At 68.5% G+C, this 15,516-nt stretch carries 17 protein-coding genes; 8 read left to right on the plus strand and 9 right to left on the minus strand.

The window, feature by feature from the left end; genetic code table 11:
• Positions 1–410: DEAD/DEAH box helicase family protein (locus tag BO39_RS23540; protein ID WP_043838206.1), on the minus strand; the 410-nt coding region annotated here is incomplete at its 3' end.
• A gap of 127 nt (positions 411–537) precedes the next feature.
• On the opposite strand from BO39_RS23540, the gene vapB reads away from it, so the two are divergent.
• Positions 538–759, plus strand: a complete 222-nt coding sequence (gene vapB / locus BO39_RS31475) for a type II toxin-antitoxin system VapB family antitoxin (RefSeq protein ID WP_084698425.1) — start codon at positions 538–540, stop codon at positions 757–759.
• Positions 759–1,157, plus strand: a complete 399-nt coding sequence (vapC, locus tag BO39_RS23545) for a type II toxin-antitoxin system tRNA(fMet)-specific endonuclease VapC (protein ID WP_043838208.1) — start codon at positions 759–761, stop codon at positions 1,155–1,157. Before vapB ends, vapC begins: the two co-directional genes overlap by 1 nt.
• A 192-nt stretch (positions 1,158–1,349) precedes the next feature.
• Here vapC and BO39_RS32850 read toward each other — a convergent pair whose 3' ends face one another.
• Positions 1,350–1,586 carry an IclR family transcriptional regulator gene (locus BO39_RS32850; RefSeq protein ID WP_169742815.1) on the minus strand — a complete coding sequence of 79 codons (237 nt, stop codon included), beginning with the start codon at positions 1,584–1,586 and terminating at the stop codon, positions 1,350–1,352.
• Positions 1,587–1,764: 178 nt separating this feature from the next.
• Here BO39_RS32850 and BO39_RS35015 point away from each other — a divergent pair, with 178 nt between their 5' ends.
• Complete coding sequence (locus BO39_RS35015; protein WP_281175621.1) at positions 1,765–1,887, plus strand: hypothetical protein; 123 nt, start codon at positions 1,765–1,767, stop codon at positions 1,885–1,887.
• Between the two features lie 57 nt (positions 1,888–1,944).
• On the opposite strand, the gene BO39_RS23550 is transcribed toward BO39_RS35015, so the two are convergent.
• Complete coding sequence (locus BO39_RS23550; RefSeq protein ID WP_043838209.1) at positions 1,945–2,856, minus strand: LysR substrate-binding domain-containing protein; 912 nt, start codon at positions 2,854–2,856, stop codon at positions 1,945–1,947.
• A gap of 377 nt (positions 2,857–3,233) precedes the next feature.
• On the opposite strand from BO39_RS23550, the gene BO39_RS23555 reads away from it, so the two are divergent.
• From BO39_RS23555 to BO39_RS23575, 5 genes are read left to right on the plus strand one after another with little or no spacing between them, the layout of a single operon-like run.
• A complete protein-coding gene (locus tag BO39_RS23555; protein ID WP_043838210.1) occupies positions 3,234–4,121 on the plus strand; it encodes an FAD binding domain-containing protein in 888 nt (295 codons plus the stop codon).
• Positions 4,122–4,135: 14 nt separating this feature from the next.
• The gene (locus tag BO39_RS23560; protein WP_052402524.1) at positions 4,136–4,636 is read left to right on the plus strand and encodes a (2Fe-2S)-binding protein; all 501 of its coding nucleotides are present in this window, start codon (positions 4,136–4,138) and stop codon (positions 4,634–4,636) included.
• Entirely contained in the window at positions 4,629–7,091 is a 2,463-nt protein-coding gene (locus BO39_RS23565; protein ID WP_084698426.1) for a xanthine dehydrogenase family protein molybdopterin-binding subunit, read from the plus strand. Before BO39_RS23560 ends, BO39_RS23565 begins: the two co-directional genes overlap by 8 nt.
• A complete protein-coding gene (locus BO39_RS23570; RefSeq protein WP_043838211.1) occupies positions 7,091–7,819 on the plus strand; it encodes an enoyl-CoA hydratase/isomerase family protein in 729 nt (242 codons plus the stop codon). The genes BO39_RS23565 and BO39_RS23570 overlap by 1 nt, the downstream gene beginning before the upstream one ends.
• A 43-nt stretch (positions 7,820–7,862) precedes the next feature.
• Positions 7,863–8,840 carry a Bug family tripartite tricarboxylate transporter substrate binding protein gene (locus BO39_RS23575; RefSeq protein WP_043838212.1) on the plus strand — a complete coding sequence of 326 codons (978 nt, stop codon included), beginning with the start codon at positions 7,863–7,865 and terminating at the stop codon, positions 8,838–8,840.
• 279 nt (positions 8,841–9,119) lie between these two features.
• On the opposite strand, the gene BO39_RS23580 is transcribed toward BO39_RS23575, so the two are convergent.
• The 6 genes from BO39_RS23580 to BO39_RS23605 all read right to left on the minus strand — a co-directional run bounded on the left by BO39_RS23580 (position 9,120) and on the right by BO39_RS23605 (position 15,476).
• Entirely contained in the window at positions 9,120–10,172 is a 1,053-nt protein-coding gene (locus BO39_RS23580; RefSeq protein ID WP_043838213.1) for an alpha/beta hydrolase, read from the minus strand.
• 126 nt (positions 10,173–10,298) lie between these two features.
• A complete protein-coding gene (locus BO39_RS23585) occupies positions 10,299–11,294 on the minus strand; it encodes a Bug family tripartite tricarboxylate transporter substrate binding protein (protein ID WP_043838215.1) in 996 nt (331 codons plus the stop codon).
• Positions 11,295–11,354: 60 nt separating this feature from the next.
• Entirely contained in the window at positions 11,355–12,551 is a 1,197-nt protein-coding gene (locus BO39_RS23590) for an FAD-dependent oxidoreductase (protein WP_043838217.1), read from the minus strand.
• A gap of 57 nt (positions 12,552–12,608) precedes the next feature.
• Positions 12,609–13,514: an alpha/beta fold hydrolase gene (locus tag BO39_RS23595; RefSeq protein ID WP_169742816.1), complete on the minus strand. Its 906-nt coding sequence runs from the start codon at positions 13,512–13,514 to the stop codon at positions 12,609–12,611.
• A gap of 110 nt (positions 13,515–13,624) precedes the next feature.
• Entirely contained in the window at positions 13,625–14,611 is a 987-nt protein-coding gene (locus BO39_RS23600) for a ring-cleaving dioxygenase (RefSeq protein ID WP_156963853.1), read from the minus strand.
• 148 nt (positions 14,612–14,759) lie between these two features.
• Positions 14,760–15,476: a helix-turn-helix domain-containing protein gene (locus BO39_RS23605; RefSeq protein ID WP_169742817.1), complete on the minus strand. Its 717-nt coding sequence runs from the start codon at positions 15,474–15,476 to the stop codon at positions 14,760–14,762.
• Between the last annotated feature and the right edge of the window lie 40 nt (positions 15,477–15,516).

A 15,516-nucleotide genomic window follows, 5' to 3' on the forward strand; every position in this document is an offset into this window, starting at 1 on the left:
ACCTCGTCCACCACGAGCAGCGTGCGATGGCGCCGGAACTCGGCCAGGTGCAGATCCGGGGCGGCAGCGACGCCCTGGTAAGTGGTGATGTAGCCGGCGAGCCCCCGGCTCGGATCGGGAGTGTTATCGGCGGCGCGCACCGACAGGCTGTGGCGCAGCGCCTCACGCCAATAGGGGTCGGCGAAGGCTTCCTCGGCCTGGAGCCGAAGGCTGTCGCGTGGCACGACCCAGCAGATGCGGTCAACGACGCCTGCGGCAATCAGGCGGCTTGCCGCGATCACCGGCAACAGCGACTTGCCACCGCCCGGGGTGACCGCGGCGAGGATGTCACGTGCCTCGGTTTGGTTCGTGGCAATCGCCTCAATCACGCCCGCGAGGCGCTGCTGATGCGAGCGAAGGGGGCGGGTCACAGTGCCAGATGATCTAAATAGAACACCTCAAAACACTGATTCAGAACGATTCGTGTGTCTAGGCCTTCCTGAACCTTGCACCTCAGCACGATCGGGATATATAAAATGTATATCCCGAGAGACTCACATGACCCGAACCACTCTCTTTCAGAGCAACCGGACACAGGCTGTACGTCTGCCGAAGGGAGTGGCCTTTCCAGAAGGCGTTAGGGAGGTCGCGATCCTGCGTGACGGCACGCGCCGAGTCATCGTACCGGCTGATGCCAGTTGGGACGACTTCTTTGGTGCACCCGGTATTGACCTGCCGAATCGCGAGCAGCCGCAGGCCGAGGAACGCGAGCGCTTTTAATGTTGCGCTATCTACTGGACACGAACCTCTGCATCCGTGTGCTGCGAGATCGACCGCAGGGCCTACGGACACGGTTTAACGCCGAGGCCGGATCGCTCTGCATCTCGACTGTGGTGCTGATGGAGTTGCTGCACGGAGCCGGTAAGTCGGCACGCCCGATTGAGAACCGACGGGAGGTCGAGCGCTTCGCAGCGCGCCTTGATGTGCTGGCCTTCGACGCAGAAGCAGCTGCACATGCGGGAGAGATCCGCACGATGCTGGAGCGCGCCGGGCAGGTTATCGGTGCTTATGACCTGATGATTGCAGGCCACGCAAGGAGCCGCGGACTGGTCGTGGTCACCGGTAACCTCAGCGAGTTCAGCCGCGTAGAGGGACTACGCTGTGAGGACTGGCTGTAGCCAGCACGAGCAAATTGCCGAGCAAAAACAAAATCAAACAGGCTTATTTTACATAACACATATTACGCGACGGACGAATATGCAGGCGCGAGATGCTGCGCCAACCACCCTCCTCGTGCGCAGCACGGCGCGGAAAACCTCGATCTGTCGCAAGGTCACCAAGCGACGGTTCCCTTCGAGGGTCAAGCACGGTCAGGCTCGGCCTGCGAGCTGCGCTACCAGGATGGTCACTGCGCGGTCGAGCGTCGCGATGCTGCGCGTCTCGGCTGCCTCCGAGAACGGCTCGCTCGGCAGCGCCACGTTGAAGGCGCCGACTGCGTCGCCACTTCCGTCGCGCACAAGGCGGGCGAGCCTAGTGATGCCAAGGTGGCGTTCCTCCCGGCTGCAGCCAGGTCCGTCCGGCCCGGTCCGCTCGACCTCGCTTAGCAAAGCTGTGCATCTGTAATGGTGTACGGCGACAGGTATTCGCGCGGCGTCCGGGCAAGGTAGTCTTCCAACACCGTCTCGGAGGTTCTGTTGCAAAGCTCCGTTTCGCGCGTTCTCAGAAACGAAGTTCTTCTATATTTCCAGCGAGCTATAAATTTTGGTCAACCATCAAACATCGACTTTGCAACACGACCCCTGCATCCATGTTCCCGGAGCCGAGGCGGTCCGGCGCGAGGGCATCATCGACGACCGGCCCGCGACGAAGTGGAAGGGCACATCGGCCGACATCGGCGCGCAGGCCTGACCAGGGGCGCAGGGCCGGCGCGGCCGTCGATCCTGCCCAAGGCCCGCCGCGCCGCTGTTAGAGGCCCGCGATCGTCGAGAGAGCCATGGAATTCTCGGTTTCCCTGCCCTCTCTGACGAGCCATTCGATGAAGTCGTCGATGACGGACGTGCGGGCGTTCGCAATTGCGTAGTACTGCCGTTGGCGCGCGGCGAGCGTGCCGAAGGGCGCGCAGAGGCGGCCGGCAATGATGTCGTCAATGGTGAGGAAGATCGGCACAAGGACGACCCCCAGCCCCTCGGACGCGGCCTGCAGCGCGAAGTACATCTGCTCGAACTGCAGGGTCCCCGCCGGCCGCAGATGCGGACTGCCGGCCGCGGCCAGCCATTCCGGCCAGGAGTAGGGCTGCGTCGCATAAGCGATCAGGGTATGGGCGGAGAGCTGGTCCGGGCTGCTCAGCCGTCCGGCCTCGGCTAGGTCCGCGTGGCAGATCGGGACGATCACCTCCGTCATGATAGACCTTGAAACCTTGGCCTGCAGCGGAACCAAGGAGCCCCGGATCGCGATGTCGTAGGTGCCGTCGAACGTCACCGGCGCGAGCGAGGTGGTCATGCGGACCTCGATCTCGGGATGCCGGCGCTGGAAGCCGGACATACGCGGGATGAGCCAGCGCATGGTGAAGGTGGGTGGCGCGTTCACGTGCAGCGTGCCGGTGAAGGCCAGCTCCCGGTGTTGTATCGAGGCCAGGGCCAGCCGGTCGAGCGCGGCGGTGGCTTCCGCCAGGTAGCCACGTCCCGCATCGGTCAGCACGAGCTGGGCGGGCCGGCGCAGGAAGAGCGGCACGCCCAGCCAAGCCTCGAGCTGCGCCACGTGCCGGCTGACCGCACCGTGGGTGACGCCGAGCTCCGCCGCGGCCTTGGTCAGGCTTGAGTGCCGGCCCGCCGCTTCGAAGGCGCGGACGGCGTTGAGAGGCGGAAGGCGACGGTTCATTGCGATGACGAGTCAAGAATAGCGGGCCTGCCCTGCCGTGGCAACGTCGCTGGCTCGGCCGCGCCGGGGTACTGCCGGTCGGGTGGGGCGCGCGTGCGCGGTGGCGAGCAACGCGGCCGCCGCGGCGAGCCCGCGGTATCTCGGCCAGGGCCCGCCCGGCTCGGCAGGACGACCAGCGACGATGCGCGGCCGGAAAGGAGCGGCGGCGTGACTCTTCCTCACGGGGCCTGAGAAAAACTGGTTTGGCTGGCCGGGTGGCGGATCGTACTTGATGTTCGAGCCTGTCGAGGTTTCCTCGATCAACATGAACGGGAGGGCGCCATGAACACTGGTCTGCCGCGCCGCTGCCTCGCGCCCCGTCACCGGAGGACGCGAGCATGAAGGCGGCACCTTTCGATTATATCCGCCCTGTGACTGTGGCTCACGCTCTCGAGCTGCTGGCCCAGCACGGGCCGGAGGCCAAGCTGATCGCCGGCGGCCAGAGCCTCGTTCCCATGATGGCGATGCGCTTGGCGCGCCCGGCCGTGCTGGTGGACGTCAATCGGCTCGACTCGCTACGCGGCATCGCGGCCGGGCCGGGCACCGTGACGACAGGCGCCACCACCCGGCAGCGGGACCTGGAGGAGAGCGCCGTCCTACGCGGGGCCGTTCCGCTCGTCGGCGCCGCCCTACGCTGGGTCGGCCACGTCCAGACCCGCAACCGCGGCACCGTCGGCGGCAGCTTCGTCCACGCCGATCCTTCGGCCGAACTGCCCCTCGCCGCCCTCATTCTCGATGCACGGATCCATCTCAGCAGCCAGGACGGCGGCGCGCGCGTCGTGCCGGCCTCCGGGTTTTTCATCGCCGCGATGTACACCGCCACGGGCGAGACCGAGTGCGTGACCGGCATCGATTGGCCGGTCTGGGAGGGGCCGGGCGTCGCCTGCGCCTTCGAGGAAACGTCGATCCGCCACGGCGACTTCGCCATGGCCTCCGCCGCCTGCCAGATCCAGCTCGCGCCCGACGGAACCTGCCGGCGCGCCGCCCTCGGGCTGGGCGGGATGGCCAGCGCCCCGCTCGCCTTCCCCGACCTGGCGGAGGCGCTTGTCGGCCGCCGGATCGACGCCGCCGCCGCGCGGGAGGTGGCTGAGGCCGCCGTGTCGAGAAGCGAGCCCGGGACCGATCTGCAGGCCGATGCTGCCTACCGCCGCCACCTCGCCGCGGTGCTGCTGACGCGTGTCCTGCTGCGTGCTGGCGCCGCGCCCGTCACTGCCCTCGCTGCCTGACCGAAGGTACCGCAATGTCCTCGACGTTCCCCGCCCCCGCCCTTGCCACGGTGGAGATTACCGTCAACGGTCGCGCCTATCGCCGGGCCGTGGAGCCACGCACCAGCCTTGTGGACTTCCTGCGCGAGACGCTGGGCCTGACCGGCACGCATGTCGGCTGCGAGCACGGCGTGTGCGGCGCCTGCTCCGTCCTGCTGGACGGCGACCCCGTCCGTTCCTGCCTCATCTTCGCCGTGCAGGCGGATGGCCTCTCCGTCACCACTGTCGAAGGCCTGGCGCCGGAGCGCGGCAAACTCTCCGCCCTGCAGGACGCCTTCTGCGAATCCCACGCCATGCAGTGCGGCTACTGCACGCCCGGCATGCTTATCGCCTGCCAGGACCTACTCGCCCACAACCCGCAGCCGGACGAGGCGGCGATCCGTGACGCAATCGGCGGCAATCTCTGCCGCTGCACGGGTTACCAGCAGATCGTCGACGCCGTAAAGCTTGCCGCCGGAGCCCCCGCCCATGGCTGACGCCCCGCGCGACAAGGCCTACGAAGCATTCCGCTATATCGGGCGCCGCCGCCGCGCGGTGGAGCACCGGCGCTTCGTCGTCGGCCAGGGGCGCTACGCCGCCGACATCCAGCCCCCTGGCCTGCTGCACGTCGCCATCGTCGCCAGCCCCCATGCCAGCGCGCGGATCGTCTCTGTCGACGCCTCCGCCGCTCTCGCGATGCCCGGCGTGCACGCGGTCGTCACGGGCGACCAGCTGACACCGGAGCTGGAACCGATGCTTCCCGGCGTGGACGCTCCCAAGGTGGAGCGCTACCCGCTGGCGAACGGCGTCGTCCGCTACGCGGGCGAGTGGGTCGTGGCCGTCGTCGCCGAGACGCGTGCCCTGGCCGAGGATGCGAGCGAGCTCGTCGAGATCGAATACGAGGCCGCGCCGCACATCATGGACCCTGAACGGGCCATGGAGGCGGGTGCGCCGCTCGTGCACCCGGCGCACGGGTCGAACGTCATCTTCCGCCGGGTCTTTGAATGGGGGCCCGTGGCGAAGGACTTCGGGGCGGCGGACCACCAGCTCTCCTACCGGGTGCGCTGGGGTCGCTCCTCCACCGTGCCGATCGAGACCTTCGTCGTCACCTGCGACTGGAACGACGCGACGAGCCTCCTTGACGTCTGGGCCTCCATCCAGATGCCGAAATACCCGGAGCTCCTGGCTCGCTGCCTGCGTCTACCCGGCAACGCCGTGCGCGTGCACTTCGACGTCGACGTGGGCGGCAGCTACGGCGTCAAGCGCGGGCTGAAGCACTCCATCCTGGTCGGCTATCTCTCGCGTATGCTCGGCCGTCCCGTCCGCTTCCTGGAGGACCGACTGGAGAACATGCGCGGCGGCGACATGCAGGGGCCGGACCGCATCTTCGACGTCACCCTCGCCTTCGACGCGGACGGCACGGTGCGCTCGATGAGGATGCGCGCGGTGGACGACATCGGCGCCTATTCCGGCCGCTCGCCGCTGCAGCTCGGCAAGCCTGTCGGCGCGATCGTCGGCCCCTACCGCATCGCCAGCGTCGAGTACGACGCGATCTCCGTCATGACGAACAAGACGCCCCAGGAGGCGGTGCGCGGCTTTGGGCAGGCACCCACGAACTACGCCATCGAGACGGGGATGAACCGCGTGGCGCGCTTCCTCAGCCTGGATCCGATCGAGCTGCGGCGGCGGAACCTTATTGGCAAGGATGAGTTCCCCTACCTCATTCCCAGCGGCACGACCTACGACTCCGGCGACTACCAGGCGGTGCTGGACAAGGCGCTTAACGCCGCCGCCTATCCCGACCTGTTGCGGGAGCGCGACGCGCTCCGCGCCCGGGGCCTGCTCGCCGGCATCGGCGTTTCCACCTGCCTCGAGCCATCGGGCGGCAACTCGGCCTTCGAGCCGCTCTTCAACCCGAAGAACCCCACCACGACCTGGATGGATTCCTGCCTTGTCCGCATCGACCTGAACGGGGCCGTGACGGCGTCGATGGGCACGTCCACCTCCGGTCAGGCGCATGAGACCCTCGTCTCCACCGTAGTGGGGGAGGTTCTGCACCGGGAGCCCGACAGCATCCGCGTCATCCACGCGGACTCCCTCGGCGCGCTGCCGTCCAACAGCCCGGTCGGCAGCCGCATGGCGATCATGCTCGGCGGTGCCGCGGCGGGGGCGGCGCGCCTGCTGCGGGACAAGATGATCCGCATCGCGGCCCACGCCATGCAGGTGCCACCCGACGCTATCCTTTGGGACGGCGGCGACGCCGTCCTGCGGGAGGATCCCTCCCGCGGCATGCGGTGGGGCGCTCTGGTCGAGATCGCGCACCGCAAGTACCACGAGATGCCGGAGGGGATGGAGCCCGGGCTGCAGGAGAAGTTCGTCTGGGAGGTGCCGACCGGCGGCAAGATGCCGACGGCCGACGGCCGCGTGCAGATGTATCCCTGCCACTCCTTCGAGTCGCACGTCGTGCTGGCAAGCATCGACCCCGAGACGGGGAAGGTGGCGCTGCACCGCTACGCCGTCGGCCACGACTGCGGCGTGATGATCAGCCCCGACGTGGTGCACGGCATGACCTATGGCGGCATCGCGCACGGCCTCGGCGCCGCGCTGATGGAGCGCTTCGCCTTCTCCGAGGACGGACAGTTCCTGTCCGGCAGCTTTGCGGATTACCTAATACCGAGCGCGCACGAGGTGCCGTCCATCTCTATCGCCGACCATTGCACGCCCTCACCGCTCACCAGCTTCGGGCAGAAGGGCTCGGGGGAGGCCGGCTATCTCGGCGGTCCCGCCGCCATTGCTGGCGCCGTGAACGACGCCCTGGCGGCGCGCGGCGCCTCGATCGACGCGCTGCCGATGACGCCGCCCGCTATCTGGCGCGCTCTGGCAGCCGCTTCCACCGCATCCACGCCGGCGCACCGTGAACTGGCGCCGGCCTTTGAAGGAGAGAAGTGCTGATGTCCGATCCCCTATCCATCGTCCAGGACGGACGTCTGCTGCGCGTCACCTTCGGGCGCGAGGGCGGCGGCGTCTCCGACGGCATGGCTGCGCGGATGAGCCAGGCCCTCCTACGCGCCCACGAGGAATCGGACGCCGTGCTGATCACCGCCTCGGGCGCCGACTTCTGCACGGGCCGCATCCGCGAGGCCGAAGGCCCGCCCTCCACGGAGGCCTACAGCCGCCGCCCGGAATACGACGGCATCTTCGGCAGCTACACGGCCATCCGCAACGCACAGGTTCCGGTGATCGTGGCCGTCGAGGGCCGCTGCATGGGGTACGGCACGGCCATCACCACCCTCGCCGACGTCTCGTTCGCGAGCGAGACGGCCACCTTCAACATGCCGGAGATCGAGCACAACGTGATGCCGACGATGGTGATGTCGGCGGTGGCGGCGCGCATGAACCGCAACGCCGTCCTCTGGATGGCCTATTCCGCCGAATTCATCGATGCGCAGCGGGCGCTGACCTACGGCATCGTCAGCCAGGTGGTTCCCGCGGGCTCGCTCAAGGACGAGGCGGAGCGGTTCTGCAAGCTGCTGCTCAGCCGCCCGCGCCCGGCTATCCTGGGCCTCAAGGAGTACCTGCGCGTCGCGCCGCGTATGGACGACCAGGGCGCGACCGACTACGCGCGCAGCCTGCACTCGATGGTCAACACCGCCGCCGCCATGAAGCGCGCGGCGCACTGAACAAAAAAAATAGCGGGACGGAGCGGACAAGAAAGGAAGACGCATGACTGCAACGCATATCGGCCGGCGGGCCGTCATCGGCGCCGCAATGGGACTGGCCGTGGCGCCATGCGCCGTCGCGCAGTCGCCGAAGCGCGTCGTGAAGATCATGGTCGGCTTCCCCCCAGGGCAGGCGACCGATACGGTTGCCCGCCTCTGGGTAGAGCGCCTGGCGCCCCACTCCCCTGACAACTTCATCGTGGACAATCGGCCGGGCCAGGGGGGCAGCATCGCCCTGGGCCAGCTTGCGCGCGCGACGCCAGACGGGACCACGATGATGCTGGCCCACATGTCGGCGCTCTGCACCAATCCGCATTTCTACCGCAACACGCCCTACAACACGCTGAAGGATTTCGATGCCGCGGGGCTGGTCGGGGATCTGCCCTTCGTGCTGGTGGCGAATCCCTCCATTCCCGTGAGCAACCTTGAAGAGCTGGTCCGCTACGCACGGGCGAACCCGGGTCGGCTCACCAACGCCTCTTCCGGCAACGGCACCGTCTCCCACTTGGCGATGGAGGAGTTGAAGCGCCTGACGGGGATGGAAATCACCCACGTTCCCTATCGCGGCAGCTCACTCGGTGTGACCGACGTGATCGCCGGCACCGTCTCCCTGGCGCTGGAGACGGCGACCTCCACGAGCCCGCACATTCAGTCCGGCCGCCTGAAGGCGATCGCGGCCGGCACGGAGAAGCGGCTTGCCAGTCTGCCCGACGTGCCGACCCTGATGGAGCAGGGCATCTCCCTGACCGCCGTGACATGGCTGATGGCCATCTATCCGCACGGTCTCGAGCGGGAAACCCTCGTCGCGACGCACGCAGCCATCAACGCCACCCTGCGCGGCCCCGAGATCGAGGAGCGTCTCCTCAGTATCGGCGCGGTGCCGCGCTACAGCAGCAGCCCCGAGGAGGCTGAGGCCTACATGCGGAGCGAGTTCGTCCGCTGGGGCGAGATCGTCCGCCGCAACAACGTTCCGATGGAGTAGGCGGCACCACCTGCCGCGATCATGCCGGAACAGGCCGCTCGAAGGCGATGGGAAAACCGACGCCCGGAGCGCGCCACGCCCGCGGCCGAGCCCTTCAGCGGCGTGAGGAGGAGCGGCCACGGCAGCGGGGCGGGCCGGGGGCGGCGCTGTCACGTTGGCGATGATGGCGACGTCGGGAGCTTACGGCTGGTGATGGCCTCACGCGGTGGATGCAACCGCGGTCACAGCCCGCCATGTGGCGAATGCGGCGTTCCGAACGGTCCGGTATTCAGGGTCACCTCACTTCGCCGTTCGGCGCTCGATCCACCCGGCGAGCAGCGCAGCAACAACGTCGCTGTTTCGCTCAAGCATAACCATGTGACCATTGCCATGAATGCCGGTTTCTTCAAGGCGCAGGTGCTCGGCTGGAACGCCAGCCTGGCGGAGGAAGTCGACGATGCCGTGGTCCTCCTGCGCCTTCCAAGATGCCTCTGCGGTGACGACCACAACGGGGATGCCTCGGAGGTTGGGGAGCTGCCGTGCAGGCTCCGCCTGTGCCATGCAGGCCTTCAGGTCAGGCGCCGGCGCAGCGCGCTCCTCGGGCTGCATCGCCGAGGCATCAGGCGCAGGGGGATCGTAGGTCATGGGCGCTGCAGTCAGTCCCCAGTCCAGCCTTCCCGTTGGTGTCTTGGCAAAGGGCGGGCCGAGGGGCTCTACCGCGATAACTGCACGGACCAGCTCGGGCCGCGCATCCGCGGCCAGCCAGCCGAAGGGACCACCGGCGGAATGCGTCAGCAGGACCGCCGGCCCGATCCGGTCCAGCAGCTCCGCCCCGCAGCGGCGCATCTCCCGGTGAACCAGACCTAGATCAGCCTGCGAGGCGCCAAGGGCCGCCATGAACTGGCCGAGCACCGGGTCGTCCAGTTCGGCGGTGCCCGGCCACTGGTTGTGCAACCGCGCCTGTGGGTAGAGGTCCGGGTATCGCTCCGGCGCGACGAAGAGGCGGAACAACTGCTCGTAGGTGGGCGGAGGCGTTAGCGGTCCGTGCAGGTCGGGATGATAGGGGGATCGCCCAAGAGCAGGGCGGTCCACGACATAGACAGCGTAGCCACAGCGCAGGAAGAAGCTCGCCCAGCCCGGCCGGCCATCCGGCGTTTGGAGATAGTCGGTTCCCTGCCCACCGCCGCCATGCACGAGCACCAGCGGCAGCACATGCCGCCGGTCAGCCGGTACCTGATACTGGACATACATCTGTCCGGCTGCTGCGGTGCCATAGGATCGTGAGGCCCGTGTCACGCCGACCCAGAAGCCGCCTTGCCCTGCAATGCGCAGCGGCTCGTCCCCTTGTAGCATTGACGTCGCTCCGCTGGATGCCCCGCCTACCGGACGATGCACTTGCTCTTTCCAAGCCGGGCCATTCCGCCGGGCGCGCCAGTGGAGGGGATGAGGTCCCGCCCAGCCAGGGGAGAGCGGTGAGCGCTACTCGGCACTGAAGCCGCTCGCGAGCACGATCGGCGCCCACCGGTCCCGCTCGGTGCGGATGCGCTCGGCGAACTCCTGTGCGGTGGAGGGACGTGGGCGCTGCTCCATCGTGGCCAGGGAGGCCCGAAGGTCCGGGTCTTTCACGGCGTCCGCGACCGCCTTCTGCAGCGCCTCGACCAAGGGCAGCGGCGTGCCGGCGGGGAGGAGGATACCGTACCACTCCTCGGCCGTCAGGTCGGCATGGCCGAGTTCCGCCATCGTCGGAACCTCCGGGAGCTTGCGCGAGCGCTCGCTGGAGGTGACGCCGATGATCCGCCCGAAGCCCGTTCGCTCGTACTCCGCCATGTCTCCGGTGACGGTGATCACCATGGCCAGCCGCCCGGCCTGGAGGTCTGGCATTGCCGGGCCGGAGCCGCGGTAGGAGACATGCTCCAACCGGATGCGCGTGGCGCGCGCCAGTTCCTCGACCAGGAAATGCGGGGTCGATCCGGCGGCAGGGCTGGCATAGGGGACGGGGGATGATTGTTGCCTGGCCCAGGAAACGAACTCCGCCAGGTTCCGGGCGCGGTGGGCGGGCGTGAGCGCCAGGGCGAAGGACGTGGAGCAGAGCCCGCTGACCGGGATGAAGTCCTTCAGCCCGTCGTAGCGGAGCGTCCGTGGGTAGATGTGCGGATAGATGGTCAGCATGCTCTCCGGCGTGACCAGGAGGGTGGCACCGTCCGGCGCCGCAGCCTTGACTGCCTCGATCCCCAGGCGCGAGGCGGCGCCGGGACGGTTCTCCACGACGAGCTGACTGGCATAGGTGCCGCGCAAACGCTCCGCGAAAAGCCGCGCGATGATGTCGGCGGCGCCGCCCGGGGGCCATCCCAGGATGATGCGCGCCGGCCGGTTCAGGGCCTGGGCGGCGGCGCCTCGCCACAGTCCTGGCGCGGCGGCGGATGCGAGAGTCCCGCCAACAGCCAGCAGCCCCCGGCGCTTGATCTGCAAACCCATTTCTTCCTCCCTTGATGTGGGCGACGGTGGATCTGGGGTCCACCTTCGTCGCGGCGACGATCAGGCCGGCTGGGCGAGTGGATGCCTTCCGACGACGTTGAAAACCTGGCGCAGACCCTGGCGCGCGAATTCCGGCTCCTCCGCCATGCGGCGCAGGCGGGCGAAATCTTCCTCCCGCCGGACGGGGTCGCGCTCGCTCATGCGGCGGCGGTTCTCCTTCGCGGCGGGCGAGACCACCTCGAGGAAAACGCGCCGGCGCTCCTCGGCCCAGTCGTCGAGCACGGCTTCGTCCGCCTCGCCGGCGATCACGGCGGCCAGCGCGTCGCCGAGCGGCACGGCGTCCAGCAGCCCGCCCGTCAGACCCAGTCCGCCGATGGGGTTGATCAGATGGGCGGCGTCGCCGGCCAGCAGCACGCGGCCGGCGCGGAAGCCCGGCACGCAGCGGTCATGGACGCGGTAGGGCGAAAGGGCGACGGGCTCCACCGGTGCGCGGCCCGGCAGGATCATCGCCTGGCGCTCCGGCACGAGGCGGCGCACCTCCTCCTCGGACAAGCCGGGGTGCTCGCGGTAGGTGCACCGAAACAGGCCGCTCATGTCGATCTTCGGCATGATCGCCCAGTGGTCGGGGTCGATCACGAGGTTGGCCGTGCCGTAGCCATGGGCCTCCATGTCGTAGCGGATGTCCGTTGCCACGAACCATTCGGGCCACGTCACGCCGTCAAGCGGCAGGCCGAGCGCGCGTCGCACGCCGCTGCGCCCGCCGTCCGCGCCGATCAGCCAATCGGCGCGAAGCTCGTTCTCGCCGTTCTCGGTTTCCAGCGTAACGGCGACGCCGGCCTCGTCCTGGCGCAGGCCCGTGATGCTGTGCCCCCAGCGCACCTCCACGCCGGGCACCCGCATGAGGTGGCGCAGGATGATCATGGCCAGGTTGTTCTGGCCGAGATGAAGGTTAAAGGGATAGCGGGTGTCGCGGCCCAGCACCGCCATGTCGATCCGCGCGATCAGCGTGCCGTCGATCGTCCACCACCAGTAGTCCTGCTTGAGGACGCCGATCTCCTGCAGGTCCTCGAGCAGGCCCATCCGGTCCAGCGCCTCCACCACCGGGGAGTGGTAGACCACCGCCCGCGGTGCCTGGATGATGTCCGGCGCGGCATCCAGCACCACCACGCGGATCCCGGCCCGCGCCAACTTCAATGCCGACACGAGGCCGACAGGGCCTGCGCCGGCCACCATCACGCCATTGATCCTCTCGGGCATGGCCCGGCTCCTTTCTTTAAAGCCCAGCGCTTCAAGGCTCCGGCCGCGCCCTGCACGCTACCGCCCTGCCTGCGCCTGCCGCACGAAGCCGGCCAGTTCCCGGTTGAAGCGCGCGGGTTCCTCCCAGAAGGGCGAATGGCCGCTCTCGGCATAAAGGGAGATGCTGCCGCCCGGGACTGTGGCGGCGGTGAAGCGCGCCATCGCCGTGGTGAGGATGCGGTCCTTCTCGCCGTGGCTGACCAGCACGGGCAGGTTCAGCGCCCGCAGCACCTCCGCATAGTTGGCGGGGCGGCCCGCCAGGCCCGCGCGCACGTAGAGCGGCGCCAGCATGTTGAAGGCGAGCATGGTCTGGAAGTCCGTCGGATCGGGCTGGGTGGCGAAGCAGGAGCGGAGAAAGCGGGCCGTTCCCTCGACAAAGCCGTCGATCCCCGGCGCCAGCATGGCCTGCGGGCCGAGCAGCCCCGCATCCGGCCCGAAGAAGGCGGGATCGCCGAGCGAGCTGCTGGCATCGACATAGTTGATCCCGGCCAGCGCACCCGCGCCATGGGCGGCGAGGTAGTCGCCGACCACCCGCCCGGCATAGGACCAGCCAACCAGCACGGGCCGTTGCAGCCCGAGCCCGTCGATCACGCTCCGCACGTCGTCCGCCCAGACCTGGCCCGGCTTGTAGAAGGCGTCCCCTTCCGGCTTGGCGCTCATGCCATGGCCGCGCAGGTCGATCGCCACCATGCGGAACTCGCGCGCCAGCGCCGGGTCGCGGAGCTGCCGGTCCCAGGACAGGGCGGCCTGGGCGAAGCCGTGGAGGAACAGGATCGCCGGCCCCTGGGGGTTGCCGAACTCATAGGTCGCGAGCCGCATGCCGTCGGGCGAGGCGATGAAGCGCGGCTGATAAGCCACGCGCCCGGATGCCTGCGCCACCGGCTGTGCCCGCGCCGCCCCGGAGGGCAAGAGGTCGCTCCCCATGGTCGCCGCCCCCATAGCATCACGCCGCGCCAGCCGTTGAAGCCCGCTCCATACCCGTCCTCCCTCTCGCAAGGCACGCCGGACGGCCCGCAGGGGCCGCCCCGGCCGGGTCAGGCCGGCACCTTCCGGCCGAGCGAGGAGGCCGGCACCGTGATCGGCTCCAGAGGCGCGACGATCTCGGCGCGCCGGCTCTCGAACCAGGGCGGCAGCAGCAGGTTCCGGCCCAGCTCCTCCGCGGGCTCGTCGACCGTGAAGCCGATGTCGGAGGTGGCGAACTCGCAGAGGATGCCGCCCGGGGAGCGGCAGTAGACGGAGTGAAAGTAGTTCCGGTCCTTCGACTCCGAGCAGTCCGTGTAACCCATGCCGACGACCTGCTCGCGAAACTCCATCTGCTCGGCGTCGTTGCGCACGGCGAAGGCGACGTGGTGGACCGTGCCCTCGCCGAAGGTCCAGCTTCCCTGCGGCACGTCGGGGTCGTGGCGGACGATCACGGTGCAGCCAGGCCCGCCCTCCGCGATCTCGAAGCGCTGGTAGCGCTCGTCCTCGGCGGTCTTGCGGAAGCCCACGGCGTCCACGAGAAAGCGCTCCTGCTCCACCCGGTCGCGCACCGACATGGTGACGGCGTTGAAGCCGCGGACGGAGTCCTTCTCCTCGATCTCGTCGGTCGTCCAGCCGGCGCGCGTGTCGCGGTCGTCGCCCACCATCTCGAACTCGAGGCCGGAGGGGTGCTCGAAGCGGATGACGGATTGGCCGAGGCGCTGCCGGATGCCGTCGTTCGTCACCCCCAGGCGCTCCAGCCGCCGGGCCCAGAACTCCAGCGCGTCCTCGGCAACGGAATAGCCGGTCACCGCCACCTGGCCCGTGCCCTTCCGCCCGCGGATGCCCGCCTGGCGATAGGGGAAGGTGGTCATGATGGTGCCGAGCTGGGCGTCGCGGTTGCCGTAGTAGAGGTGGTAGATCGGCGTGCTGCCGTCGAAGAGCACGGTCTGCTTCACCATGCGCTGCCCGATGATGCGGGTGAAGAAGTCGATATCCTCCTGCGCCGGGCCGACGCATGAGGTGACGTGGTGCATTCCCGTCACGTAGTCCTTGGCCATCGTTTCCTCCTCCATGGCCTTCTGGCCTTGGCTAGAGATTAGGCGGAGGCAGCCGGGCTCCGCCTGTAGAAACCGCGCATTATTCAGTCATGAAACGCTCACGCGGAGCGTCCACCGGCGAACCTCACGAGCCCGGGTGGGGCTTGGCTCAACCGGACTGGCGGCGAAAGGCGGCTGGCGTAACGCCCATGGCCCGTCGAAAAAGGTGGGTGAGGTGCTCCTGGCTTGCAAAGCCACATTCCAAAGCGATCTCCGCGATAGGGAGGCGCGAGGCTGTGAGCAGGCGGGAGGCCGCCTCTATTCTAAGCTGGATCAAATACTGGTGCGGCGGCTTGCCCAGGACTTGGCGGAAGCGCCGCGTGAGCTGGACAGAGCCGCAAGAGGTGACCGCAGCGATGTCGGCGAGCGTGATGGGCCGCTGAAGGTTGGCGAGCATGAAGTCGATCGCCGGCGCGATGTCACGCGCCGTGGCATTCCTTGTCTGCGGCACGGCGGCCAAGCTGTTGGAATGGTGCCGGACCAGTCTCGCCGCGATTGCGGCCGCGAGGTGGTCCACGTAGCAGGTGTTCGCCGGATGTTCGTCGGCGAGCACGTCCCGCACCGCCAGCAGGAGATGGGTGAGGGCCGGGTCCACGTCCCCGAAGCGGGGGATGACCTCCAGGCGCGACGGGTCGCCGACAGCGCATTCCGAAGCCACTGTCCGAAGGACGGCATCCGAAAGGTAGAGGTGAAGGCTGTTCAGCGGGGCGCGCAACCGCACGCCGAAGCAGGTACCCGCCGGGATAATGTGGGTGCCTCCCTCTGGAATGACGGAGACGCCCCGGCCCTGGGAAAGCTCCCGCTCTACAGGGACAGGACCGTCCATATGGAGTACGAGCAAGTGGTCCGGCACGCTCGGGCAATTA

This window comes from Roseomonas aerilata DSM 19363 (assembly GCF_000711725.1).
Taxonomy (GTDB): Bacteria; Pseudomonadota; Alphaproteobacteria; order Acetobacterales; family Acetobacteraceae; genus Roseomonas; species Roseomonas aerilata.

Excerpts from the sequence above, each read along its gene's own strand:
- vapB (WP_084698425.1), top strand. The coding sequence starts at position 538 with ATGACCCGAACCACTCTCTTTCAGAGCAACCGGACACAGGCTGTACGT.
- vapC (WP_043838208.1), top strand. The coding sequence starts at position 759 with ATGTTGCGCTATCTACTGGACACGAACCTCTGCATCCGTGTGCTGCGA.
- BO39_RS23550 (WP_043838209.1), bottom strand. The coding sequence starts at position 2,856 with ATGAACCGTCGCCTTCCGCCTCTCAACGCCGTCCGCGCCTTCGAAGCG.
- BO39_RS23555 (WP_043838210.1), top strand. The coding sequence starts at position 3,234 with ATGAAGGCGGCACCTTTCGATTATATCCGCCCTGTGACTGTGGCTCAC.
- BO39_RS23560 (WP_052402524.1), top strand. The coding sequence starts at position 4,136 with ATGTCCTCGACGTTCCCCGCCCCCGCCCTTGCCACGGTGGAGATTACC.
- BO39_RS23565 (WP_084698426.1), top strand. The coding sequence starts at position 4,629 with ATGGCTGACGCCCCGCGCGACAAGGCCTACGAAGCATTCCGCTATATC.
- BO39_RS23570 (WP_043838211.1), top strand. The coding sequence starts at position 7,091 with ATGTCCGATCCCCTATCCATCGTCCAGGACGGACGTCTGCTGCGCGTC.
- BO39_RS23575 (WP_043838212.1), top strand. The coding sequence starts at position 7,863 with ATGACTGCAACGCATATCGGCCGGCGGGCCGTCATCGGCGCCGCAATG.
- BO39_RS23580 (WP_043838213.1), bottom strand. The coding sequence starts at position 10,172 with ATGCTACAAGGGGACGAGCCGCTGCGCATTGCAGGGCAAGGCGGCTTC.
- BO39_RS23585 (WP_043838215.1), bottom strand. The coding sequence starts at position 11,294 with ATGGGTTTGCAGATCAAGCGCCGGGGGCTGCTGGCTGTTGGCGGGACT.
- BO39_RS23590 (WP_043838217.1), bottom strand. The coding sequence starts at position 12,551 with ATGCCCGAGAGGATCAATGGCGTGATGGTGGCCGGCGCAGGCCCTGTC.
- BO39_RS23595 (WP_169742816.1), bottom strand. The coding sequence starts at position 13,514 with ATGGGGAGCGACCTCTTGCCCTCCGGGGCGGCGCGGGCACAGCCGGTG.
- BO39_RS23600 (WP_156963853.1), bottom strand. The coding sequence starts at position 14,611 with ATGGCCAAGGACTACGTGACGGGAATGCACCACGTCACCTCATGCGTC.
- BO39_RS23605 (WP_169742817.1), bottom strand. The coding sequence starts at position 15,476 with ATGGACGGTCCTGTCCCTGTAGAGCGGGAGCTTTCCCAGGGCCGGGGC.